Origin of the sequence: Nonomuraea salmonea, assembly GCF_042428605.1 — a bacterium.
GTDB classification, from domain to species: domain Bacteria; phylum Actinomycetota; class Actinomycetes; order Streptosporangiales; family Streptosporangiaceae; genus Nonomuraea; species Nonomuraea salmonea.
In genome coordinates this window covers 74,945-98,269 of sequence record NZ_JBHMCF010000012.1, presented here as the reverse complement: position 1 = coordinate 98,269, position 23,325 = coordinate 74,945, and the positions used below count along the sequence as shown (strand labels likewise).

Here is a 23,325-nt window from a genome sequence, read left to right as displayed (position 1 = left end):
GTCCAACCGGCAATGGGAATATATCCGCAGTTCAGACTATGTGATCAGAGGGGTAGAAACGGGCTTCCTCTTCCGGAATGCGAGATATAGAGCATCGAACGGGCACGGGTGCAGGCGACGAACAGTATGCTCCGTTCGCGTTGCAGCGCACGAGCCCGCGCGTACGGATCGGGCGCCGGGTCCTGCGGCGGTCCTTGTGAGGGCGGTTCGGGAACGATGCCTTCGGCGACGCCGATCAGCGCCACCCGCTCGAACTCAAGCCCCTTCAGATGCTGGAACGTCAGCGCCCGCACGTCCAGCCCGTCGAGCGTCTCCTTGGCCGCGCGGACCAGCCGCTGGTTCCTGGCTCCGACGGCGATCTCGGCCGGTGAGACGCCGTCGGCCAGCCACGACTCGACCGTGGCGCGCAGGCCGGCCAGCTCCGCCTCCTCCGAGTCGTACGCCCTGACGACCGGGCGCTCGCCGTGATGCGTCGCGCTGTAGTCGTACATGTCGGTCACGCCCTTGACGAGACCGGGGGAGGGGCCGCCGCCGCGCAGCCGTACGACGAAGGACAGCAGTTCCTGCGGCAGCCGGTAGGAGACCCCGAGCAGGTGCTGGTCGGCCGGGATGCCGACGGAGCCGAGCGCCACCCGCGTGTCGGTCACCCGCTGGTGCGGGTCGCCCACGATGAACAGGTCGTCGCGCGCCCGCGGCACCACCGCGCGCAGCAGCCGCCACTGCGCCGGGCTGACGTCCTGCGCCTCGTCCACCACCACATGACGGTACGGCTTGAGCGCCGGATCCACATCGTCCAGGAGATCGCCCGTGGCGATCGACAGCACCCGCAGCGCCTCGTCCGTGAGCTGGGCCAGCGACCGCGCGCCCGGCCCCACCAGCGCGGGACGCCGTCCCTCCGCGGCGGCCACGATGCGCACCGCCAGCCGCTCGGCGTTGTCCACCTCGACCCGCTTGCGCACCACCTCGTCCTCGATCAGCAGGTCCAGCCGGGCCGACAACTCCTCGGCCAGGCTCTGCGAGAACGTCACCAGCAGCACAGGACCCGCGCCGCGCAGCGCCAGGTGGGCCGCCCTGTGCAGGGCGATCACCGTCTTTCCCGTGCCCGCGCCGCCGATCACCAGCACCGGGTGGTCGTACCGCGCCGCCTTCGCCAGCCGGTGCTGCGCGGGACGCAGGAACGTGCACCACTCGGGCGACGCGAGCACCCGGTCGAGCGCCACCTTGTCGGGCACGAACGCCGCCCGGTCAGGGCTGCGCCGCAGGGCCGCGTACAGGTCGTCGGTGTCGATCGGGCCCGCGTCGTCGGCCGAGGCCCGCCAGGCGTCCAGCTCGCGCCACGCCTCGGCCATGGTGCCGCCCCTGGCCAGCACCGCCAGCGGGGCGTACTGGGTGGGCGGCAGCAACGGCTCGAGCGCGGCCACGTCCGCCTCGGTGGTGATCAGCCGGAACAGTGGCAGCGCGACCCCGTCCAGGCCCAGGCCCAGCAGGTCGCCGTCGCAGATCGCGTCGAACAGCCGCGACGGCCGCACCGAGCGGCGTAACGCGGGCTCCACCCGCTCCAGGGCCTCGGCGTCCCACTCCTCGACGACGCCGATCACCGGGTTGACGCCGTAGCGGTGGCGGCGGGCGTACGACCAGGCATCGGGGTCGGGCAGGACCGTACGCAGCCAGTAGACGTCCCGCTGCCGCACCACCACCCCGCGATGGCCCGGCGCCAGGCGCAGGGTGGCAACCCTCGGGTCCCTGGCGCCCCGCACCCGCTCGGGATGCGGCGCGCCCGACACGTTCAGCAGGAACCGGCGCAGCGCGACCACGGCGTCCCTGCGCACCGGCTGGGCCAGTGCGCTGAGCTCCCTGGGAAACTCAGGGCCGATCGCGAGCCGCGGCACCGGCTCAGTCCAGCAGTTCGAGCAGGTCGCGGTCCCCGCGCTCGCGGAGCCTGTCGAGCAGGTCGGGCAGAGCGACGGGGCCCGGCATGCCGATGCGGGTGGCGATCACCCTGGCAGCCTGCTCCTTGGTGCCTCCAGGGGCCGTGTACCCGACCAGCCGGAGCGCCTTCGTGATCTTCTCAGCTCCCTGGGCGGCCACCGGCAGATGCCTGGCCCGCAGCACGCCCTCGTCCGACAGCGTCAGGAACAGGTGCCCGCCCTCGCGGGCTCCCACGTCCACCAGCAGCCGCTCGATCGACTCCAGCACGGGCCGGCCGTGCCAGGTCATCGCCAGCTCGCCGGCCGCGCTCCTGACCGTCCTGCTCTCGCCCGGCGACAGCCCCAGGTAGGAGGCGAACCCGGTCGGCAGCGCGCACTCGCCCCCGGCCATCTGCTCGGCCGTCACGTCGATGCGGAGCCACCAGCGGCCGTCCGGCTGACGGAAGCAGCGCCGCGTCTGCGAGACGTCCTTCAGCGGCTGGTACGGCTTGTCCGCCTCGCCGCCGTTCGCCTCGCTCGCCGGCTGAGCCACCGGGGTGAACGCCTGGAACTGCGGCGGCCCCGGCGGCGGCGCCGGCGTCATGTGCACCGGGCCGAACGCCGACTGCACCAGCTCCACCGGCGGCTGCGGGTACGGCTGCTGCTGGCGCGGCCCCTTCCGCCTCGGCAGCGGCTCCGCCGGAGGCTCAGGCACCGGCGGGGGCGGCGGTGGCGGGGGCGCCAGCGTGGTCAGCACCACCTGCCACGCCGGGACCTCCAGCGCCTGGATCTCCACCCGGTGCCAGTCGGCCGCGCCGACCACCTGCTCCTTGGGGGCGTCCGGGCCCAGCGTCCTGACCAGCTCGTCCAGATGCGCCCGGTACGGGGCCGCCTCGTCGCTGGCCAGCCACCGGTCCAGCCGGGCGCGCAGCTCCATCTCCGTGGAGACGATCTCGGCAGGGGGGACGGCGAAGAGCTTGGCGAGCTGGTCCACCGCGGACGGCTCGTCGGTGAACACCCGGTTCTGGGCCACCGCCCAGCTCTTGTCGTCGAGACCGGCGAACGCGGCCTCGATGAGCTGCGGCAGCTCCTGCCCGCCTACCTGGCCCTGCCCGTCCCCCTGCTCGTCCTCGTCGTGCTCGTCCCCGTGCTCGTCCTCGGGGGTGAACTCGTAGCCCGCATGTCCCGCGGCCGCTGCCTCGGACCCGGGCTCGACGCCGGACGGAACCTCCGGCTCGCCGTCCGTCTCCTCGTGCTCGGGGAGGGCCTCCGCCTGGTGGGCCGCCTCAGCGTCGGGGGCCTCGGCGACGGCGCCGGCCTCGGGGGCGGGCTCGGCGCCGAGCTCGGGCTCCTCCTCGGCGACCGCCTCGGCCGCGTGCACCGCCTCGGCGTCGGCAGCCTCGTCGGCGTCGGAAGGCTCATCGCCGACGTGCGCCGCCTCGGCGTCGGGGACCTCGGCGTGAGGGACCTCGGCGTCGGGGGCCGGCTCCTCGGCGGGGCTCTCCGCGCGAGCCTCCTGCAGCGCGTCCTCGCGGGCCTCCGCCTCTTCGGCGGCCGGCTCCGGGGCGGGCTCGTCGGCGGCGTCCAGCACCGGCTCAGGCTCCGGCTCGGGGGCCGCGTCGATGACCGGCTCGTCGTCGGCGTCCAGGACCCGCTCGGCGCCCTCAGCGGCCTCAGGAGCGGGGGACTCGACGTCCGGCACGGGGAGCGGCGCCACGGCCGGTACGGACGCCGCAGCCGCGGGCTCACCGGCCTCGTCGGGGACGGGCCTGGCGGGTGCGAGGCGTACCAGGACGGCGGAGAACAGCGTGTTGAGCACCGGCCGCGCCTGGATGAACGGCTGGTCGACCAGCTCGCGGCTGGTCAGCGCCAGCAGCCCGGCCCACGAGCCGGCCCGGTCGAGCGCGATGGCGACGGCGGGCTCGTCGGCCTCCTCGGGGTCCAGCACGTGCAGCGCGGGCAGGACGTCACCGATGGCCGCGGCGGGCCAGTGCTCCAGGGCGATCTCCGTCAGCAGCTCGCCCAGCGACTCGGGGCCGATCGCCGTGAGGACGCGCGGCATGGGCAGGCTGCGCCACCACGCGTCCGGCAGATCCGGCTGCCCGGTGAGTAGCGTGATCGTCGACGCGTCGCTCCACCTCAACGGTGGTACGAGGTCGCTCAGGCAGAAGTTCATCCCGTTCCGTTCACCAGCCCCTCACGCCGCCGCAGCGGTGCAGCCATAATCTCGCCGCCCACGGAACAGACCATAGTCCGGCAAAACAGCCCTACGCATCATGCTCTACGCATCAACGCCGAACAGCGGCAAAGCGTAGACGCACGTAGTCGGCCATCCAGCCAGTCTCCCTGCGGAGTGCGGGGGCCGCCAGTTCGTTCACGCGCCGGAGCAGGGGCTCCACGATGGTGGGGGGAAGCCCTTCGAGCACCGACGCGGCGAATGTGCGGACCCAGTCGGCGGCGCCGCCGGGGCACTCGTCGAGGGGTGTGGGCCGGTCGAAGTATTCCAGCAGCCTGACGACGAACCCCTCTTGCTCGAGGCGGTGCGCGTACTCGGCAGGCGTGGGAAAGTACCACGGCAGCTCGGGTTCGCGCAGGCCGTATTCGCGCCAGGCGGTCAGCATCGCGGCGGTCAGCTCGGCGCAGTTGCCCGCGCCGCCCATCTCCGCGACGAAACGTCCGCCAGGCGTGAGCGCCTCGCGGACGTTGGCGATGACGGCGCGGGGGTCGCGGTTCATCCAGTGCAGCGCGGCGTTGGAGAAGACCGCGTCGTACTTGTCCACGACGGTGAAGTCGTGCCCGTCGCCGATGATGAAGTTGATGCCCGGATACTGCGCCAGCGCCTTCTCGATCATCGCGGGGGAGCCGTCGATGCCGAGCACGTCGGCGCCCCTGAAGGCGATCTGGGCGGTCAGCACCCCGGTGCCGCAGCCCAGGTCGAGCACGCGCTCGCCGGGCCGCGGATCGAGCAGGTCGACCAGTGGCGCGCCCTGCGTGGAGACGTAGCCGAAGCTGCTGTCGTAGGCGCGACTGTTCCACCGCTCCAAGCTCGGTGTGTCGTATCGCAAGACGATCAGCTCACATTCGATCAGACATCGGGCCCCCGTGGCCGTGCTGTCCGTTCACTTTAGAGCCTGATTGTCCCTACGACATATCAAGTCACATGGGACTCATCCCACACTCTTCGTCCATTCCCGCTTGAGATACGCCTTCGCCGCATCTGCCTGCGGAATCGTCATGAGCACCGGCGGACCGGGCGCCTTCGGCAGTTTCTGGGCCTGCTCGGTGTCGAGCGTGCCCTTCATCAGCATCGCCTCGCCGCGCGCCGGGCGGGCGTAGCCCTTCTGGAGCAGGTTCTGGCCCTCGTCGGAGAACAGGAACTCCTGCCACAGCCGGGCCGCGGCGGGATGCGGCGCCGCCTTGTTGACGGCCTGCACGTGGTAGCCGCCGAGCGCGGCGCCCTTGGGGATGGTCACCTTCCACGCGTCGGCCTGCTCCGCGCTGCGCGCGGCGTTGAGGTGGTCCCAGGCGACGACCACGTTGGCCTTGGCCACGTCGGTCAGCCGGCCGGCCTGCTTGAGCTTGGCGAACAGCTCCACGCCCTGCTCGGGCCGCGGCGCCCCCGAGCTCATGGACGCGGCCATCACCCCGCCGAACGCCGACGAGGAGCGCAGCGGGTCGCCGTCGAGCGCGACGCGGTAGCCGGGCTTGAGCAGGTCGGCGAAGGAGGCGGGCGCCTTGACCGCGCGCGGGTCGTAGCCGATCGACATGTAACCGCCGTAGGCGGCGTACCAGGCGCCGGACGGGTCCTTGACGTGGTCGGGCAGATCCTGCCACCCCTGCACCTTGTACGGCGCGAACTTGGCGGCACCATAGACCGCCATGTCCATGGTCAGGTCGAAGACGTCGGGCTTGAGCTGGGTGGCGACGTCGAGCTCGCGCTTGCTGCTGGCGGCGGGCTCGAGTTCGTTGATCTTGATGTCGTACTTGTCGGCGAAGGTGTCGATGATCTCGCCGAAGTTCACCCATTCGCGGGGCAGGGCGATGACGTTGAGCTCGCCCTCCTGCTGGGCGGCCTCGACGAGCCGCTCCATGGTGCCGAAGCCCGACTTGAGCGAGCTGGCCTTGGCGTTGACGGGCGGCAGGTTCTCGGTCTCGGTGGAGGCGGTGTCGGTGGACGACGCGCCGCATCCGGCGCTGGCGAGGATGGCTGCTGCGGCGGCGCAGGTACGTACGGTCACAGATTGAATACTTACCGCTGCATCCTCCCAGGTCGAGGAGGCGCGGCCGGTACGACCTTCGCGGCCACCAGCGTCTCCTCGGGGATCTCCACCTCCGTGCCATCCCTTTTGCGGATCTTGAGAGTTCCGTCCGCCCACGACACGAGGATGCCCACCGTGTCCCGAAACCCGCCAGGCACGCGCCTTCGGGTAGTGATCCGGGCGCCTATATCCTGACTTGTGATGGCGATGACGAGGCGTGCGGCCACGAGTTTGCCACCCTCCGTTTCGGCCAGCGAGCAAGCACGGCAATACTAGGGCGTAGCAAACCGCGGTCAGAGTCATGCCATGGTGCGGAGAAGAAGGAGCTCGAGGTGACCTACGTCATCGCGCAGCCTTGCGTGGACGTCCTGGACAAGGCGTGCATCGAGGAGTGCCCCGTCGATTGCATCTACGAGGGCGAGCGCATGCTTTACATCCACCCCGACGAGTGCGTGGACTGCGGCGCGTGCGAGCCAGTGTGCCCCGTCGAGGCGATTTTCTATGAGGACGACCTTCCCGAGCAGTGGAAGGACTACTACAAGGCGAACGTGGACTTCTTCGAGGACCTGGGCTCGCCCGGTGGCGCCTCGAAGGTGGGCAAGATCGAGAAGGATCACCCGGTGGTGGCCGCCCTGCCGCCGCAGGGCGAGGATCACTGACGATCGTCTGCCCGACGTGCACGGGCGCATCCCGCGGGATGCGCCCCGTACGCGCGCGCCCTAGCGACAGCCTGCAACACCCTGGAGAACCGTGAACAACCTGCCCGACTTCCCCTGGGACCGGCTGGAGCCCTACAAGGAGCGCGCGCTGGCACACCCCGACGGCATCGTCGACCTGTCGGTCGGCACACCCGTCGACTCCGTGCCACAAGTCGTCCAGGACGCGCTCACCGGGGCCGCCGACAGCCCCGGCTATCCGCTCACCCACGGCACCAAGGCGCTGCGCGAGGCCGCGGCCGGGTGGCTGGCGCGCCGCCACGGCGTCACCGTCGACCAGCGCGACGTGCTGCCGCTGATCGGCTCCAAGGAGTTCGTCGCCTGGCTGCCCACCTACCTGGGGGCGCGCAGGGTCGTCTTCCCCGAGCTGGCCTACCCCACCTACGACGTGGGCGCCAGGCTCGCGGGCGCCACGGGCACCGCATCCGACAGCACGCTCGCGCTCGGCCCGGAGAAGGTCGACCTCATCTGGGTCAACTCGCCGGGCAACCCCACGGGCCGGGTGCTGCCCGCCGAGCACCTGCGCAAGGTCGTCGCCTGGGCCCGCGAGCGCGGCGCGATCGTGGCCTCCGACGAGTGCTACATCGAGCTCGGCTGGGAAGAACGGCCGGTCTCGATCCTGCACCCCGACGTCTGCGGCGGCTCCCACGAGGGGCTGCTCGCCGTCCACTCGCTCTCCAAGCGCTCCAACCTGGCGGGCTATCGCGCCGGGTTCGTGACCGGCGACCCCGCCCTGGTCAAGCGCCTGCTGGAGATCCGCAAGCACGCCGGCATGCTGATGCCGCAGCCCGTACAGGCCGCGATGACGGTCGCGCTCGGCGACGATCAGCACGCCGACCTGCAGCGCGAGCGCTACGCCGGGCGCCGGGCGCTGCTGCGGCCCGCGCTGGAGAAGGCCGGCTGGAGCATCGACCACTCGACCGCCGGGCTGTACTTCTGGGCCACCAACGGCCAGAGCGCCTGGGATCAGGTCGGCAAGCTTTCCGAAATCGGGATTTTGGTCGCTCCTGGCGAATTCTACGGATCGGCAGGTGGGCGGCACATCCGCGTGGCGCTCACGGCGACCGATGAGCGGATCGGTGCGGCGGTGCGCCGCCTCCAGTAGGATCACCCGGCAAAGCCCCGGCGGAGCCGGGTTCGCGCGCATAAATTGATAAGGGCTTATGCCGAGGCAGACCGCGAGTGGAGCGAGCTGATCGATGAGCGTGACCTCCATGGTCGTTCTCGGGCTGAGCATCGCCACCGTCCTGCTGCTGCTGGGTGCCTTCTGGGCCACCCTGCGGCAAGACAGGAAGGGTCGCTCCAGCGCCGCACCGGCCGAGGTCGCCTCCGTCGAGGCCCCGCTGGCGGCGCCGGTCAGCGCCCCCGGCCGTGCCGGCACCGACTACACCGACCCTCGCACGATCCAGGTCGGCGACCGGATCGAGGTGCACGGGTCACCCGCGCGCGTGCTCGGCGCCATGCACGTCTCCTGGCAGGGCCAGCAGTGGGTGGAGTTCCTGCTGCGCGACGGCTCACGGCGGCTGCAGTGGCTCTCGGTCGAGGTGCGTCCCGGCAGCCCGCCCCATCTTGAGGTGCAGCTCTGGAACGATGTGCCGACCCAGGGCATGGTCCCCGCCAAGAGCATGCTGATCATGGAGGGCGTGGAGTTCTTCCCCATCGAGCGGGGCACGGCCGCGTTCAGGAGCGAGGGCGACACCGGCAACCCCGATCGCGGGCTGCTCGACTTCGCCGACTACCGTGCCTCCGACGGGCGGCTGCTGTCGTTCGAGCGCATCCAGGGCCGCTCGTGGACCGCCGCCTACGCCCAGCCGCTGCCGCCCGGCTCGATCTCGATCGTCCGCCGCGCCTCCTGACCGCTCACGCCAGCTCCACGCGGCGGGCGCCCGCCGCGCCGCCCCGCTGCCAGCCGTCGGCCTCGATGTCGTTGAGCCAGGTGGCGCCGTTGTAGCCGACCTTGGTGAGCGCGTACTTCTCGGCGTGCGCCACCGACCAGGCCGCCATCAGCCAGCCGCGCCGCTTCGTGGTGATCGCGGTGCTGCCGAGCGCCTTGGCGAGCTGCTTGCGCGCGGCGTCGGTGCGGGGCTTCGGCGCCGGGGTCTGCTTCGCCGGATACCAGCAGTGCACGGCCTGCGGCACCCGGCCGGTGAAGGCGGCGGCCAGGATCTTCGCGTCGCCCTCGTGCGGCGCGTACGCGTAGCCGCCCGCCGACCGCTGCACCGCCTGCGCCGCGTCGGCCAGCGGGATCTTCCGGTAGTTCTTCACCTTGACCAGCTCGGCGAAGAACTTGTTCGTGGCGTAGACCGGGTCCATCAGCTGCTTCTTCGAGCCCCAGCCCTGCGAGGGACGCTGCTGGAACACGCCCAGCGAGTCGCGGTCGCCGTAGGTGAGGTTGAGCAGCTTCGACTCCTGCAGCGCGGTCGCGTACGCGATGACCACCGCCCGCTCGGGCAGCCTGCGCCGCGCCGCCACGGCCGCGATCGTGGCGGAGATCTGCGCCTGCTCGGGATCGAGGGTCAGCACCCCCTCAGGCGTCTTGACCACGCAGAACGGATCTTCCTGGACCGCCAGCCGCGGCGTGCGCTTCAGCAGGTGGTAGAGGCCGAAGGACACGCCGACGGCCAGCACGACGACGATGATCGCGATGGTGATGACAGCACGGGAGAAGCGCGGGCGCACGCTGAGAAACCTACCCGGCCGGATAAGCTCCCAGGCCATGAGCAACGTGCGTACGTCGTCACCGCTGCCCGCCGTGGTGGACGAGCTGTGGGAGCGCAGGGCGGAGCTGACACCCGCCGACGCCGAGGCCCGGCATCTCGTGGTGGGCGCGGTCGATCTGCTCGACAAGGGCGAGGCCAGGGTCGCGCGGGTGGTGGACGACGAGGTCGTGGTGGACGAGCGGGCCAAACGCGCGATCCTGCTCAGCTTCAAGGTGCTCGGCATGACGCGCTCGCAGGTGGGCGACTTCCACCACCACGACCGGCATCCGCTCAAGAGCTCGCTGGAGGGCGTGCGGGTGGTGCCGGGCGCGATCGCCCGATGGGGCTCCTACCTCGCGCCGGGCGTGGTGCTGATGCCGTCGTTCACGAACATCGGCGCGTACGTCGACGCCGGCACCATGGTCGACACATGGGCCACGGTCGGCTCGTGCGCCCAGATCGGCAGGAACGTCCACCTGTCGGGCGGCGTCGGCATCGGCGGCGTGCTGGAGCCGCCGAACGCGGTGCCGGTGGTCGTCGAGGACGGCGCGCTCATCGGCAGCCGGGCGATGATCGTCGAGGGCGCCAGGGTGGGCGAGGGCGCGGTCGTCGGCGCGGGAACGATCCTTTCCGCGTCGATCCCGGTCATCGACGTCGAGACCGGCGAGGAGCTGGCCCGCGGCGCGATCCCGCCGTGGTGCGTGGCGGTGAGCGGCACGCGGCAGAAGGAGTTCCCCGGCGGCACGTTCGGCCTGCCGTGCGTGCTGGTGCTCAAGCGCCTCGAGCCGGGGAGCAGGCACGACAAGGCGGCGCTCAACGAGGTGCTGCGCGAACACGGAGTGAACACCTGATGCTTGACCTGACCCAGGACGTACGCGACCTGACCGCCGCGATCGTGGACATCGAGTCCGTCAGCGGCGGCGAGAAGGCGCTGGCCGACGAGGTCGAGCGGGCACTGGCCGCGCTGCCGCACCTCAAGGTGACCCGGTCGGGCGAGACGGTCGTGGCACGCACCGAGCAGGGCCGCTCCGAGCGGGTGCTGATCGCGGGCCACCTCGACACCGTCCCCGTCGCCGGCAACCTGCCCAGCCGGGTGGAGGGCGACCTGCTCTACGGCTGCGGCACCACCGACATGAAGGCGGGCGTGGCCGTCGCGCTCAAGCTGGCCGCCGCCCTGCCCGCGCCCGGCCGCGACGTCACCTACGTCTTCTACGACTGCGAGGAGGTCGAGGCCGAGCGCAACGGCCTGACCAGGGTCGCGCGCGAGCACCCCGACTGGCTGGCGGCCGACTTCGCGGTGCTGATGGAGCCCACCGACGGCGTCATCGAGGGCGGCTGCCAGGGCACGCTGCGCGCCGACGTCACGGTGGCGGGCAAGCGGGCGCACAGCGCGCGCTCGTGGTTCGGGGTCAACGCCATCCACGGCATCGAGCCGGTGCTGGCCAGGCTCAACGCGTACGAGCCGCGCCGGCCGGTGGTCGACGGGCTCGAATACCACGAAGGGCTCAACGCGGTGGGCGTGCGCGGCGGCGTGGCCGGCAACGTCATCCCCGACCTGTGCGTGGTGAGCGTCAACTACCGCTTCGCGCCCGACCTGTCGATCGAGGAGGCGGAGCAGCACGTACGCGAGGTCTTCGACGGTTTCGCGGTGAGCCTGACGGACGCGGCGCCGGCCGCCCGTCCCGGGCTCACGCACCCGGTGGCGGCGGCCTTCACGGCGGCGGTCGGCGGCACCCCGCGCGCCAAGCTGGGCTGGACCGACGTGGCCCGCTTCTCCGCGCTCGGCGTCCCGGCCGTCAACTACGGCCCTGGGGACCCGAACCTGGCACACCAGCAGGGCGAGTACGTGTCGCTGCAGAAGATCGTGGAGAGCGAGCGGGCGATGCTCGACTGGCTGTCCGCCTAGAAGGGGCCCACACATGAAAGTGGCCTTCCTCGCCGGCCATTTGGCGGGGAAGACCACTTTCAGTCCCGAGCAGCACCCTCGCCGATTAGACGCGGGGGAGCCGAAATCTGGTTCCCTGCTTCTTCCAAGTTTTTTCAGAACGGTTTCTCACCCCCGCCACCTGCGGTTACGCCTGCGGCATGCACGCTGGAGACCTCCAGGGGGCAGTGACGCGGTTCCTGGAACCGGCCACGTGCGAGAAGGACTAGCGTGATCCGCATGGAAAAGATCCGTCGAGAACGCCGACAGGGCCAGGCTTTCGTCCGCGGCAGCCTCGTCCCCAGCTCCACCCACGACCAGCGGCTGCTGGCCCGTCAGGGGCCGTCCGACTGGGTGCACATGGACCCGTGGCGGGTCCTGCGCATCCAGGCGGAGTTCGTGGAGGGCTTCGGCCAGCTCGCCGAGCTGCCCCCGGCCGTCACGGTCTTCGGCTCGGCCCGCACCGCCCCCGACTCGCCCGAATACGCGCTGGGCCGCACGCTCGGCCGCAAGCTGGCCGAGGCCGGCTACGCGGTGATCACCGGTGGCGGGCCCGGCGTCATGGAGTCGGCCAACCGGGGCGCGAGCGAGGTCGACGGCGCGGTGTCCGTGGGGCTCGGCATCGAGCTGCCCTTCGAGCAGCGCATGAACGACTACGTCGATCTCGGCATCGAGTTCCGCTACTTCTTCGTCCGCAAGACGATGTTCGTCAAATACTCCTGCGGCTTCATCACGCTGCCCGGCGGCTTCGGCACGCTCGACGAGCTGTTCGAGGCGCTCACGCTGGTGCAGACCCGCAAGGTCACCTCCTTCCCCGTGGTGCTGCTCGGCAGCGAGTTCTGGGGCGGGCTGATCGACTGGATCAAGGGCACGCTGCTGGGCACCGGCAAGATCGCCGCCCAGGACCTCGAGCTGATCACCGTCACCGACGACCCCGACGAGGCGGTCCGCATCATCGTCGAGTCCGACCGGGCCCGCTCCCGGCAGCGCCAGGAGGAGATCGAGGCGACATCGGTCCAGACGGCGGAGCCCCAATAAGCTCTTTCAGCGTGAACATCTGCGTCTACTGCGCCTCCAGCCTGACCATCGACGCCAAATACATCGACCTGGCCGCCCAGGTGGGCACCGAGCTGGCCCGGCGGGGTCACACGCTGGTGAGCGGCGGTGGGTCGGTGTCCTGCATGGGCGCCGTCACCTCGGCCGCCCGCGCCGCGGGCGGCCGGACGGTCGGCGTGATCCCGCAGGTCCTGGTCGACATGGAGGTGGCCGACGAGGAGTCGGACGAGCTGGTCGTGACCGACGGCATGCGCGAGCGCAAGGGCGTCATGGACGACCGCTCCGACGCGTTCCTGGTGCTGCCGGGCGGCATCGGCACGCTGGAGGAGCTGTTCGAGATCTGGAGCGCGCGGGTGCTCGGCATCCACGACCGCCCGCTGGTGCTGCTCGACCCCTTCGGCCTGTACGACCCGCTGAAGACGCTCGTCGAGCGCATGTACGACGAGGGCTTCACCCGTCCCGACGTCTTCGACGCCATCTCCTGGACCTCGACGGTCGAGGAGGCGTTCGCCCACCTGGAGGCGCGTACGCAACCGGTCAGGCCGAGCGTCGCCGAGCTGGGCGAGGCCGCCGGCTGACCGGCTTTCCCGCCGCCCGGAGACGCACCGGTCGCGGCATGTGCGGGACCTCGTGCCCCGATGCTATGAGTACGATGCCAATGTGCTGGTCATACTCGCCATCGCCGCCATCGCGATCCTGGTCTGCGTGGTCCTGGTCTCCCTGGGCAAGGGCGGTGAGCTGACCGAGTTCCCGCCCGATGTGCCGCCGCTCGACCTCCCCGAGGCGGGGCAGCTCTCGGCGGTCGACTTCATGGCGCTCCACCTGCCGGTCAACCTGGTCGGCTATCACACGCAGAGCGTCGATGAGACGCTGCGCCGCGCCGCGACGGCGATCAGCGCGCGTGACACCCGCATCGCCGTGCTGGAGCAGCGGGTCTCCGAGCTGCTGTCCAACCGGCTGTACGCGCGGCAGGAGGTCTACGCCGCGCCCGGTTCCGGCCCGCGCACCGAGCACGAGCCCGAGGCTCCCGCCGAGTCCCGCGCGCTGTCGGAGTCGGGTGACCCGGTGACCTCCAGCGGCGCCTCGGTGTCGTGGGACGGCGAGGCCGGCCTGACCAGCCCGCCCGAGGACCCGGAGTGGCGGCTGCCCGAGGCTGAGAAGGAGCCCGAGGACACGGCCGGCGAAGAGAAGGCCGAGAAGGCCGGAGCAGCAGACAAGGCCGACGAGAAGGACGCCGAGAAGGACGACGAGAAGGACGCTGAGGAGCAGGAAGACTCCTCCGCGCGGGCCTCGCTCAACGGCCAGGAGGATGAGCAGCGCAAGTGACAGCGCACGTAACAGAGCCGATCCGCTGCACCTGGGCCGGCATGTCCGACCCGATGTACCTCGCCTACCACGACAAGGAGTGGGGCCGCCCGCTCAAGGGCGACGACGCGGTCTTCGAGCGGGTCTCGCTCGAGGCGTTCCAGTCGGGGTTGTCGTGGCTGACGATCCTGCGCAAGCGGGAGAACTTCCGCGCCGCGTTCGACGGCTTCTCCATCGCGAAGGTGGCCGCGTACACGGAAGAAGACGTCGAGCGGCTGCTCGGCGACGCCGGCATCATCCGCAACCGCGCCAAGATCGAGGCGGCCGTCGCCAACGCCAGGGCCGCGCTCGACCTGCCCGGCGGCCTGTCGGAGCTGGTGTGGCGGCACGCCGATCCCGACGCGCCCGTGCCGCGCACGATGGCCGACGTGCCGGCCGTCACGCCCGGCTCCAAGGCGCTGGCCAAGGAGCTCAAGAGACACGGCTTCAGGTTCGTCGGCCCGACCACCGCCTACGCGCTCATGCAGGCGATCGGGCTGGTCAACGATCATCTCGAGGACTGCGTCGCGCGTACGTGGTGAGCTCCGCCGCGTGACTGCGCCCGAGCGACCCGCCGAGCGCCGGTATGCGCGGGCGGGTGCATCGGCGCTGATCTTGCGGCGTTCGGCAGCAGGACGCAGGTGTAGGAGGCGTCCTCGGGGTCGGCGTCGTGGTCCAGCCAGATGCGGACGTAGCGGCGCGTGACGGGCTCGCGGCGCCCGCCGCCTGGTCTCGGGCACGATCGCGTGCTCCCGGTAGGGACGCGGGCAACGCTCGATCCAGCCCTTGGCCGGCGCGCGGAACCCGCCGTCCCGGGTCCGTGATCGCCAGGGAGAGCCGTGCAGCAGCGCCAGGGTCTCCGACGCCGCGATGAGCAGTGAGAGGCCGTAGGAGCCCGTGTAGGCCACGCAGCCGTGCTGGACGAACCCGGCCGCCCTTCGAGCGGCGGATCGGCCCACAGCCGCCCCGGCGCCATCCCCGCCAGCCACTCGCCGGACCGCTCGCTCAGCGCGGCCGGCGGCCGGGCGTGGACCGGGTCACCGGCGTCCGGCTCGCCGCCGGTCAGCGGTTCCAGGGCGGTCGCGCGGAGAGCGTCGAAGTGGTCGGGTGCGTGCGTGATGTCCGGCTTCCCCGAGGGGAGGTCACTCCGCGTTGAACGTCGGCTGCTCCTTGGCGAGGAAGGCGCGGGTGGCGTTGAGGTGGTCCTGGGTGGCGACGCACTGGTCCTGGAGGTCGGCCTCCATGGCGAGCGAGTCGGCCAGCGCGTGGGTGGCGGCGTAGGCCAGCGCCCGCTTGGTGGCGCCGTAGGCCAGCGTGGGGCCCTGCGCGAGACGTACGGCGAGGTCGGTGGCGGTCTTCAAGACGTCCTCCGCCGGCACCACGCGGGTCACCAGCCCGAGCTCCAGGGCGCGGGCCGCGTCGAGCGGCTCGCCCAGCAGCATCAGCTCGGCCGCGTGCCCCTGGCCCACCAGGCGCTGCAACGTCCACGACGCGCCCGAGTCGGGCGCGAGCCCGATCCCCGCGAACGCCAGCGCGAACTTCGCCCGCTCCGACGCCACCCGCAGGTCGCACGCGAACGCCAGCGACGCGCCCGCGCCCGCCGCCACCCCGTTGACGGCGGCCACCACCGGCTTGGGCATCGTGCTGATCAGCTCGACGATCGGGTTGTAGTGGGCCCGCACGGTGTTGGCCAGCCCGCGCCCCGCCTCCAGGTTGTCGGCGTGCTCACGCAGGTCCTGGCCCGCGCAGAAGGCCCGGCCCGAGCCGGTCAGCAGCACCGCGCGCACCCCGCGGTCGTGCGCGGCCCTGCGCAGCGCGTCGTGCAGCGCCTGCTTGGTCTCGGCGGTCAGCGAGTTCATCGCCTCGGGCCGGTCGAGCGTGATGGTGGCGACGGCGTCGGCCACGTCATAGCGGATCACAGCAACTCCCTGTCGACGAACGCGGCGGCTGCGGGCAGCAGCCTGGCGGCCTCCTGCTCGAAGAAGGCCCGTGCCTTCTCGCCCGGCCAGCCCGCGGGCAGCAGCTCGGGCGGCAGGCCGGGATCGCGGAACAGGAAGTTGCGCCACCCGTGCACCAGCCGGCTCCGCGTCGCGAACACCCGGTCGGGCGGCGCCTCCTCCGGCAGCGTGCTGATCAGCGTGACAGCCTCGGCCAGCCAGTGCTCGTACGCCTCGCCGATGGCGTCCAGATCCCATGCCCTGGCCACCAGCTCGCGCGGGTCGCCCTCCAGCGCCGCGTCGAACCTGTCGGCCCGCACCCCTTCGCCCTCCAGCAGGTTGTCCAGCTCGATCGAGGAGCGCGGGCCGATCCACGTCGTCTCCGACAGCGAGGCGTAGCCGAGGAACGTCAGGTCCGCCTTCAGCCGCTCTCTGCGCTGCCGTTCCTTGACCGGCTCGAAGACGATCAGGTGCCAGCGGCCGTGCCAGGTCAGCGTTCCGGCTCGGTAAATTCTCAGCGCCGCCTCGTCCAGCCGCCTGACGCACTTCGGCGTCAGCCCGTAGCCCGCGCCCTGTGGCAGCCGCACCGGCTGGAGCCAGCCCTGTCGCACCATTCTCGAAACCGCCGTACGTACGGCGGGAGCGGCTATTTCCAGGGGTTTCATGAGGCGCACGAGAGCGGCGACGGACGCCTGTCCGCCGCGTGAACGCAGGTGGTCACCGTAGAGGTCGAACAGAGCGGCGCGAGCGTGCACGAAGTCCAGTTTGGACGTCATCGCCTGCCGCGACAACGCATTCTGGGAGGAGATCGTTACCCATGAGCGCTCTCGATGCGGGAGAATAGGACATCACAGAAGACGTGAATGCGCCGACCACCCCCTCGGGAGGTCGGAAATCGCGGGCCGCGGGAGCCCAAGGCAGGAAGGGATGCACGCATGGCGGCGATGAAGCCGCGGACCGGCGATGGTCCGCTCGAGGTCACCAAGGAAGGGCGCGGCATTGTCATGCGGGTCCCCCTGGAGGGTGGCGGCCGGCTCGTCGTGGAGATCTCCGCCGACGAGGCCAAGGCGCTCGGCGAGGCGTTGAAGAACGTCGTCGGCTGAGCGCTCCCCGGAGATCACTTTGTTCCACGACCCTGGCGTACCCACGACGCCAGGGTCGCTGACGTTTGAGGAGTAGTTCGTGCCCATTGAGACCACTACGTCGGTGGTCACCGAGGTTCCCGACGACGCCGAGTTGCTGGCCGTCCCCTATGACTCCGACCTCAGCCCCTCGGTCGAGCTGCCGCTGCCGGCCGCCGGCCTGCTCGCCCACTACGACGCCAAGGGCGAGGCGGGCGAGATCGTCGAGGTGCCGGTGGCTCGGTCCGGCGGAGTGGGCCGGGTCCTGCTGTACGGCGTCGGCGACGGCTCCCCGCGCGCCCTGCGCACCGCCGCCGCCGCGCTGACCAGGAAGGCCAAGGGCAGGGACACGCTGACCGTGGTGCCGCCCGCTGGTGACCTGACGCCGTTCGCCGAGGCGGCGCTGCTGGCGGCGTACACGTTCAGGATCGGCAAGGCCGGCAAGAAGCCGGTCGGCACGCTGGTGTTCGCCGGGGCCGACGAGGGCCAGGTGCGGCGCGCCGAGACCGTCGCGCGGGCCGTCGCGTTCGCCCGCGACCTCGCCAACACGCCGTCCTCGGTGAAGAACCCCGCCTGGCTCGCCGAGCAGGCCCAGGAGAGCGGCGTGCCGGTCGAGGTCTGGGACGAGGAGCGGCTGAAGGCCGACGGGTTCGGCGGCATCCTCGCCGTCGGGCAGGGCTCGGCCAGCCCGCCCCGGCTCATCAAGCTCACCTACACCCCCGACGAGCCGGTCGAGCGGCACGTCGTGCTGGTGGGCAAGGGCATCACGTTCGACTCGGGCGGGCTGTCGCTCAAGCCGACCGACAACATGAAGACCCAGAAGACCGACATGGCGGGCGGCGCGGTCGTCATCGCGGTGCTCAAGGCGCTGGCCGAGCTCAAGGCCCCCGTACGCGTGACCGGTCTGGTCGCCGCCGCCGAGAACATGCCGTCCGGCACCGCCCAGCGGCCCAGCGACGTGATCAAGCACTACGGCGGCCGTACGGTCGAGGTGCTCAACACCGACGCCGAGGGCCGGCTCGTGCTGGCCGACGCGCTCGCCTACGCCGACGCCGTGCTCGACCCCGACGAGGTGATCGACATCGCCACGCTCACCGGGGCCATCACGGTCGCGCTCGGCCGCCACTACGGCGCCGTCTACTCCTCCGACGACACGCTGGCCGAGCGGCTCGTCTCCGCGGGCCGGGCGGCCGACGACAAGCTGTGGCGGATGCCGCTGGTCGAGGACTACGCGCCCGCGCTCAGGTCGCCGATCGCCGACCTCGCCAACGTCGAGTCCGGCTCCACCTACGGCGGCGGGTCGATCACGGCGGCGCTGTTCCTGCGGGAGTTCGCGGGCAAGCGGCCGTGGGCGCACCTCGACGTCGCCGGCGTCGGGCGCAGCACCGTGGACGAGGGCACGCTCACCAAGGGCGCCACGGGCTTCGGCGTCCGCCTCCTGGTGGAGTGGCTCACCAAGGGCTGACCGCTGCCCCCACCGGCCCCCGCGTGGGGTCGGTGGGTCAGCCGGAGATCTTCACCGCGGCCAGCAGGCCGTCGCCGAGCGGCATGAGCACCGAACGCAGCCGCTCGTCCGACTGCACCAGCTTGCCGACCTCGCGCAGCGCCACCGTGTCGGTGTCGCGCTGCGTCGGGTCGGCCACGCGGTGGTGCCACAACATGTTGTCGAACGCCACGATGCCGCCCACGCGCAGCAGCCGGACCGCCTCGGCGAGATAGTCGGCGTATTCCTGCTTGGCGCCGTCGGCGAACACCATGTCATAGCCGCCGTCCGACAAACGCGGCAGCACGTCGAGCGCGCGGCCCGAGATGAGCCGCACCCTGCTGCCGGAGAACCCGGCCTCCGTGAACGCCTGCCGGGCCAGCCGCTGATGCTCGGGCTCCACGTCGACGCTCGTCAATGTGCCGTCCGTACGCATGCCGCGCAGCAGCCACAATCCCGACACGCCGCAACCCGTGCCGATCTCGACCACCGACTTGGCGTTGACGACGGTCGTGAGAAAGCACAGGGCGGCGCCGCCGCCGGGAAGGATGGGTGTGGCACCCATCTCCAGCCCGCGCTGCCGCGCCGCGTGCAGGATCTCATCCTCATGATGGAACTGCTCCGCATAGGCCAGAGTGGCCTCCACCGGAGTGGTCATCGGCCTCCTCCCCCCACTTTCGTGCGATTGGTCGCGAGGTATACGCGTGATTGGCACCGATCGCAGCCTAGGGGAGACACGCCGGGACGGGAACTCAGGAGGGTCCCGAGGCGTTGCAGGTTTAAACGGGCTTTGCCGGTCCGGAAGGCAGGCAGTGCGCACGAAGGGACGAAACCAGGCACTATGGCGGTAGCGGTGGTCCCAGAGAGAGGAGTTCTGGTGGACGAGAGCGACCACCAGACCGATGCTCCGGTGTCGTCCGACTGGACGCCTCCCAGCTGGGAGGAAGTGGTGCGGACTCACTCCGCACGCGTGTATCGGCTGGCGTACCGGCTGACCGGCAATGTCCATGACGCCGAAGACCTCACGCAGGAGGTCTTCGTCAGGGTCTTCAGGTCGCTGTCGAGTTACACCCCCGGCACGTTCGAGGGGTGGCTGCACCGGATCACGACCAACCTGTTCCTCGACATGGCGCGGCGCAAGCAGCGCATCAGGTTCGAGGGGCTGGCCGACGACGCCGCCGAGCGGCTGCGCGGTCGTGAGCCGTCCCCGGCGCAGGCGTTCGACGACGCCCACCTGGAGCCCGACATCCAAGCCGCCCTCGACGCGCTCGCCCCCGAGTTCCGGGCCGCGATCGTGCTGTGTGACATCGAGGGCCTGTCCTACGAGGAGATCGCGGCCACGCTCGGCGTCAAGCTGGGTACGGTCCGAAGCCGTATTCACCGTGGCCGGGCGCAGTTGCGGGAGGCTCTCGACCATCGAGCCCCCCGTAATTCTCAACTCCCCCCGACCGTGATCCGTGGGGAGGAAATCTGACATGGCTCATCTGGGAGAACGCGCATCCGCGCTCGTCGACGGAGAGCTCAGCCACACCGAGCGCGAGCGTGCGCTGGCTCATCTGACTTTCTGTGCTGACTGTCGTCGCGAGGTCGAGTCGGTGCGGGCGCTCAAGTCCCGTCTGCGCTCGCTCGAGACGCCGGCGATGCCGGCCGACCTGACGATGTCCCTGCTCCGCATGGCGGAGCCGGGCGGGCCGTTGCCGCCGAGGGAGCGCCCTTTCCCCACGCGTACGTTCGGGGGAGTGCCCATTCCGGGGCCGCACACCATCGCGCCGCTCGACAACCGGCCGCGCCGCGACGCCGGTGGCGGGGCTTCGGGGCCTGGCCGTGGCAGTAGGCGGCGCAACACCTATGTCGCGGTCGGCGTGGTCTCGGCGGCCGTGGCGCTCGGCACCTTCTTCGCCGTGAGCGGAGTCGGGCAGAACAACCCGGCTCCGCCTGTTGAACTGTTCCAGCAGCAGGCCCGTACTACGCCTACGAACGCCCCCGCTACTGCCACACCCTGACCTCGGCAATGCCGGGGGCAATCGGTTGGCGTAGTCGGCGGCGGAGCGGGCATACGATCTGGGTTCGGGAATTGTCACAGGCAAGTCCTGACAAAAGCTTTAGATCACTCGTATGCCGCAAGAGCCCGGATTTGCGGTGGCCGAGCCAAGGAGTGGTGAGACTTAGATGACCGACGAGACGCGGTCCGCAGAAGGACGCACACCGTCGGACTCCCCCGAGCCACAGGGGCGGCCTGACTTCCTGCCCGCGGACGACCGGTCCGAGCAGCGGTCGGAGCCGCCCGCATCCTTCGGCTCGTCGTGGGGCGATCCGTCAGGCCGCCCCGGGGGCTCCGGCTCGCCGCCGTACGGCGGGGCAGGGCCGCAGGGGACGGGGTCGCAGGGGACGGGGTCGCAGGGCACGGGGTCGCTGGGCACGGGGTCGCAGTACGGCGCGCCGTCGTTCGGCCCCCCGGACCGTTCCCACGAAGGCCCTGCCTACGGCCGCCCTGACGCCGACTCCCGCTCCTACGACGGCCCCGTCTACGGACGGCCCGACGCGGAGACCCGTTCCCACGAAGGCCCCTCCTTCGGCCCGCCCGACTCTTCCGGGCCCTCCTCTGGCCCGTCTTTCGGCCGATCCGACTCTTCTGGGCCGTCCTTCGGCCCGCCGGACTCCTCCGGCCCTTCCAGCGGCCCCTCTTTCGGCCCGCCCGACTCCTCCGGCCCCTCCTTCGGGCCGCCCGGTTCCGGTGGGCCAGGTGGGCCATCGTCTGGGCCGTCCTTCGGGCCGCCCAACGGGGACACGCGGGCCTATGACGGCCCGTTCTTCGGCTCGCCCGACGGGGGCGCCCGCTCGTACGAGGGGCCGCCGTTCGGGTCGTCCGGCGAAGGCCCGGGCTACGGGAGACCGCGCGGCGGTGCGTACGGCGACTCCTACGGCGGGCCGCCCCAGCCGCCGCCTCCGCGCCAGGCCATGGGCATGGGCCCCGGCTGGGCCCCGCCACCGCCCGGCGGCAAGGACGGGAGCGCCGCGGGCCGCGGGCCGCGCACCGGGTTCCTGATCGCCATGGCCCTGGTCATCGCGCTGGTGGCGTCCCTGCTCGGCAGCGTCGGCACCTACCTGCTCACCCGGCCGAGCAGCAGCGCCAACGACCCCTCCTACAGCCTGGGCCCGCTGCCCACCGGCGCCACCAACCGCGCGCCCGACTCCGTCGCGGGCGTGGCCGCCCGGGTGCTGCCCAGCGTGGTCTCGCTGGAGGTCGGCAACGGCAGCAACACCGAGGGCGCCTCGGGCTCCGGCTTCCTCATCAAGAACGGCTACGTGGTCACCAACAACCACGTCGTCGCGCTGGCCGCACAGGGCGGCGAGATCCGGATCATGTTCAACAACCGCAAGACCACCACGGCCCGTATCGTCGGCCGCGACCCCGGCTCCGACCTGGCGGTGGTCAAGCCTGAGGAGACGTTCGGGACGCCGGAGATCACGCTCGGCAACTCCGACCAGGTCGTCGTGGGCGACCCCGTCATCGCGATCGGTTCGCCGCTCGGCCTGACCGGTACGGTCACGACCGGCATCGTCAGCTCGCTCAACCGGCCGGTCATCGCCGGTGACGACACCGGCACCAGCAGCGAGGAGCCGGCGTACATCAGCGCCATCCAGACCGACGCCGCCATCAACCCGGGCAACTCCGGCGGTCCGCTGGTGAACGGCAAGGGCGAGGTCGTCGGGGTCAACTCCGCGATCGCCACCCTGGGCCGGTCGATGACCAGCCAGAGCGGCAGCATCGGGCTGGGCTTCGCGATCCCGGTCAACCAGACGCGGCGGGTGGCGGAAGAGCTGATCACCACCGGCAAGGCCAAGCGTCCGAAGATCGGCATCGTCCTGGAGAAGGACTTCAGGGGCCAGGGCGTCAAGATCGCCACCGAACCGGCGGCCGGCCAGCAGCCGGTCACCCCCGGCGGCCCCGCCGACAAGGCCGGTCTCAAGGCCGGCGACGTGATCCTGGAGATCGACGGCCTCACCCTCCAGGACGGCAACGAGCTCATCGCCCTGATCCGCAGCAAGGAGCCCGGCTCGAAGATCAAGGTCAAGTACCAGCGCGACGGCCAGGACCGCACCGCAACCCTGACCGTCGTGGCGGACGACGAGCCCGCCCCCACGCCCTCCTGACAGCGCGCTGATCGAGCAAGGGCGTCGAGCGGAAGACAACCCCGAACGACGCCCTCCAGCACCCCGTCCCGCTTCTTGGGGTGCGGCCCGAAGAAGTGGGGAGTGGCGTCGGTCTCGCCGGCCCATCCGGCCGCCACGCGCGTCCTTGCCCGCATTCGCCGGTGCCGATCTCGGCGCGTTGCTGTTCGTACTGGGTGGGTGATCTTTTCGCGGGCTGGGGGATTTGTGGCTGGGGGGGCGACTCGGGCACGGCCGGGAGCCCTTAGTCTGTGGATAGGCCGGGGTTGTCCTCGGAGAGGTTGGACTGCGGTAGGAGCTCACGGTGTTCGGACTCGGGTGGATGGAGATCGGAGCGCTGATCGTGATCGCGCTGCTCGTCTTCGGTCCCGAAAAACTGCCGCAGGCCGCCGCGCAGGCGGGCAAGACCCTGCGCAACCTGCGCCGGATGGCCAACAGCGCGCGCGACGACCTGCGCGCCGGTCTGGGCCCGGAGTTCCAGAACTTCGACCCGGCCGACCTCAACCCGCGCAACTTCGTCCGCAAGCATCTCCTCGACGACCTCGAGGACGACTGGAACAACCAGGGCAAGCCGAAGGAGCTGGAGCCGGCGGCGGCCACGTACACGCCCGAGCCGGTCGATGAGCTGGGCTTCGGCGAGATCCCCCCGTACGACTCGGAAGCGACCTGACAGACCTCCACAGACGCGCATCGGGCCCGCCCAGAG

Annotated in this window: 24 protein-coding genes; 15 read left to right on the top strand and 9 right to left on the bottom strand. The window is 71.3% G+C overall.

The window, feature by feature from the left end; translation table 11 throughout:
- Positions 1–44 precede the first annotated feature (44 nt).
- The 5 genes from ACFFR3_RS16920 to ACFFR3_RS50250 form a co-directional block, all read right to left on the bottom strand.
- Positions 45–1,889 (bottom strand): UvrD-helicase domain-containing protein, encoded by a 1,845-nt coding sequence (locus ACFFR3_RS16920; RefSeq protein ID WP_345389911.1) that lies wholly within the window; start codon positions 1,887–1,889, stop codon positions 45–47.
- Between the two features lie 4 nt (positions 1,890–1,893).
- Positions 1,894–4,083, bottom strand: coding sequence for a hypothetical protein (locus tag ACFFR3_RS16915; RefSeq protein WP_379483406.1), 2,190 nt, complete (start codon positions 4,081–4,083; stop codon positions 1,894–1,896).
- A gap of 112 nt (positions 4,084–4,195) precedes the next feature.
- The gene (locus ACFFR3_RS16910; RefSeq protein WP_364371379.1) at positions 4,196–4,972 is read right to left on the bottom strand and encodes a class I SAM-dependent methyltransferase; all 777 of its coding nucleotides are present in this window, start codon (positions 4,970–4,972) and stop codon (positions 4,196–4,198) included.
- A 102-nt stretch (positions 4,973–5,074) separates the two neighbouring features.
- A complete protein-coding gene (locus ACFFR3_RS16905) occupies positions 5,075–6,145 on the bottom strand; it encodes an ABC transporter substrate-binding protein (RefSeq protein WP_345389893.1) in 1,071 nt (356 codons plus the stop codon).
- Positions 6,146–6,156: 11 nt separating this feature from the next.
- Entirely contained in the window at positions 6,157–6,393 is a 237-nt protein-coding gene (locus tag ACFFR3_RS50250) for a putative acetyltransferase (RefSeq protein ID WP_425569083.1), read from the bottom strand.
- 105 nt (positions 6,394–6,498) lie between these two features.
- Between ACFFR3_RS50250 and fdxA the strand changes: the two genes are divergently transcribed.
- The 3 genes from fdxA to ACFFR3_RS16890 all read left to right on the top strand — a co-directional run bounded on the left by fdxA (position 6,499) and on the right by ACFFR3_RS16890 (position 8,738).
- A complete protein-coding gene (fdxA, locus tag ACFFR3_RS16900; protein ID WP_175593000.1) occupies positions 6,499–6,825 on the top strand; it encodes a ferredoxin in 327 nt (108 codons plus the stop codon).
- 91 nt (positions 6,826–6,916) lie between these two features.
- On the top strand, positions 6,917–7,987 hold the full coding sequence (gene dapC, locus ACFFR3_RS16895) for a succinyldiaminopimelate transaminase (RefSeq protein WP_364371375.1): 1,071 nt from the start codon (positions 6,917–6,919) through the stop codon (positions 7,985–7,987).
- A 94-nt stretch (positions 7,988–8,081) separates the two neighbouring features.
- Complete coding sequence (locus ACFFR3_RS16890; protein WP_345389886.1) at positions 8,082–8,738, top strand: DUF4178 domain-containing protein; 657 nt, start codon at positions 8,082–8,084, stop codon at positions 8,736–8,738.
- Positions 8,739–8,742: 4 nt separating this feature from the next.
- Here the strand turns inward: ACFFR3_RS16890 and ACFFR3_RS16885 are convergent, their stop codons facing one another.
- Positions 8,743–9,561 (bottom strand): hypothetical protein, encoded by an 819-nt coding sequence (locus ACFFR3_RS16885; protein WP_364371372.1) that lies wholly within the window; start codon positions 9,559–9,561, stop codon positions 8,743–8,745.
- Positions 9,562–9,598: 37 nt separating this feature from the next.
- On the opposite strand from ACFFR3_RS16885, the gene ACFFR3_RS16880 reads away from it, so the two are divergent.
- From ACFFR3_RS16880 to ACFFR3_RS16855, 6 genes are all read left to right on the top strand, one after another.
- Positions 9,599–10,432, top strand: coding sequence for a 2,3,4,5-tetrahydropyridine-2,6-dicarboxylate N-succinyltransferase (locus tag ACFFR3_RS16880; RefSeq protein WP_345389880.1), 834 nt, complete (start codon positions 9,599–9,601; stop codon positions 10,430–10,432).
- Positions 10,432–11,487 (top strand): succinyl-diaminopimelate desuccinylase, encoded by a 1,056-nt coding sequence (gene dapE, locus ACFFR3_RS16875; protein WP_345389877.1) that lies wholly within the window; start codon positions 10,432–10,434, stop codon positions 11,485–11,487. The genes ACFFR3_RS16880 and dapE overlap by 1 nt, the downstream gene beginning before the upstream one ends.
- A 258-nt stretch (positions 11,488–11,745) precedes the next feature.
- Positions 11,746–12,543 carry an LOG family protein gene (locus ACFFR3_RS16870; protein ID WP_364371367.1) on the top strand — a complete coding sequence of 266 codons (798 nt, stop codon included), beginning with the start codon at positions 11,746–11,748 and terminating at the stop codon, positions 12,541–12,543.
- 11 nt (positions 12,544–12,554) lie between these two features.
- Complete coding sequence (locus ACFFR3_RS16865; protein ID WP_345389874.1) at positions 12,555–13,139, top strand: LOG family protein; 585 nt, start codon at positions 12,555–12,557, stop codon at positions 13,137–13,139.
- Between the two features lie 82 nt (positions 13,140–13,221).
- A complete protein-coding gene (locus ACFFR3_RS16860; RefSeq protein WP_345389871.1) occupies positions 13,222–13,887 on the top strand; it encodes a prolipoprotein diacylglyceryl transferase in 666 nt (221 codons plus the stop codon).
- Entirely contained in the window at positions 13,884–14,447 is a 564-nt protein-coding gene (locus ACFFR3_RS16855) for a DNA-3-methyladenine glycosylase I (protein ID WP_345389868.1), read from the top strand. The genes ACFFR3_RS16860 and ACFFR3_RS16855 overlap by 4 nt, the downstream gene beginning before the upstream one ends.
- Before the next feature lie 600 nt (positions 14,448–15,047).
- On the opposite strand, the gene ACFFR3_RS16850 is transcribed toward ACFFR3_RS16855, so the two are convergent.
- Both ACFFR3_RS16850 and ACFFR3_RS16845 read right to left on the bottom strand, forming a co-directional pair.
- Positions 15,048–15,824, bottom strand: a complete 777-nt coding sequence (locus ACFFR3_RS16850; RefSeq protein ID WP_345389865.1) for an enoyl-CoA hydratase-related protein — start codon at positions 15,822–15,824, stop codon at positions 15,048–15,050.
- Positions 15,821–16,618, bottom strand: coding sequence for a PaaX family transcriptional regulator (locus tag ACFFR3_RS16845; RefSeq protein WP_345389862.1), 798 nt, complete (start codon positions 16,616–16,618; stop codon positions 15,821–15,823). The genes ACFFR3_RS16850 and ACFFR3_RS16845 overlap by 4 nt, the downstream gene beginning before the upstream one ends.
- Positions 16,619–16,777: 159 nt before the next feature.
- On the opposite strand from ACFFR3_RS16845, the gene ACFFR3_RS16840 reads away from it, so the two are divergent.
- Positions 16,778–16,945: a DUF3117 domain-containing protein gene (locus ACFFR3_RS16840; RefSeq protein ID WP_020545024.1), complete on the top strand. Its 168-nt coding sequence runs from the start codon at positions 16,778–16,780 to the stop codon at positions 16,943–16,945.
- 79 nt (positions 16,946–17,024) lie between these two features.
- Positions 17,025–18,428, top strand: a complete 1,404-nt coding sequence (locus ACFFR3_RS16835; RefSeq protein WP_364371358.1) for a leucyl aminopeptidase — start codon at positions 17,025–17,027, stop codon at positions 18,426–18,428.
- Positions 18,429–18,465: 37 nt separating this feature from the next.
- Here the strand turns inward: ACFFR3_RS16835 and ACFFR3_RS16830 are convergent, their stop codons facing one another.
- Complete coding sequence (locus ACFFR3_RS16830) at positions 18,466–19,104, bottom strand: O-methyltransferase (RefSeq protein WP_345389856.1); 639 nt, start codon at positions 19,102–19,104, stop codon at positions 18,466–18,468.
- 183 nt (positions 19,105–19,287) lie between these two features.
- Between ACFFR3_RS16830 and sigE the strand changes: the two genes are divergently transcribed.
- The 4 genes from sigE to ACFFR3_RS16810 all read left to right on the top strand — a co-directional run bounded on the left by sigE (position 19,288) and on the right by ACFFR3_RS16810 (position 23,289).
- Entirely contained in the window at positions 19,288–19,920 is a 633-nt protein-coding gene (gene sigE / locus ACFFR3_RS16825) for an RNA polymerase sigma factor SigE (RefSeq protein ID WP_355424401.1), read from the top strand.
- Position 19,921: 1 nt separating this feature from the next.
- Positions 19,922–20,449 (top strand): anti-sigma factor family protein, encoded by a 528-nt coding sequence (locus ACFFR3_RS16820; RefSeq protein WP_355424404.1) that lies wholly within the window; start codon positions 19,922–19,924, stop codon positions 20,447–20,449.
- Between the two features lie 166 nt (positions 20,450–20,615).
- Complete coding sequence (locus ACFFR3_RS16815; RefSeq protein WP_379483405.1) at positions 20,616–22,601, top strand: S1C family serine protease; 1,986 nt, start codon at positions 20,616–20,618, stop codon at positions 22,599–22,601.
- Between the two features lie 322 nt (positions 22,602–22,923).
- Entirely contained in the window at positions 22,924–23,289 is a 366-nt protein-coding gene (locus ACFFR3_RS16810; protein ID WP_364371351.1) for a sec-independent translocase, read from the top strand.
- The last annotated feature ends 36 nt before the right edge of the window (positions 23,290–23,325 follow it).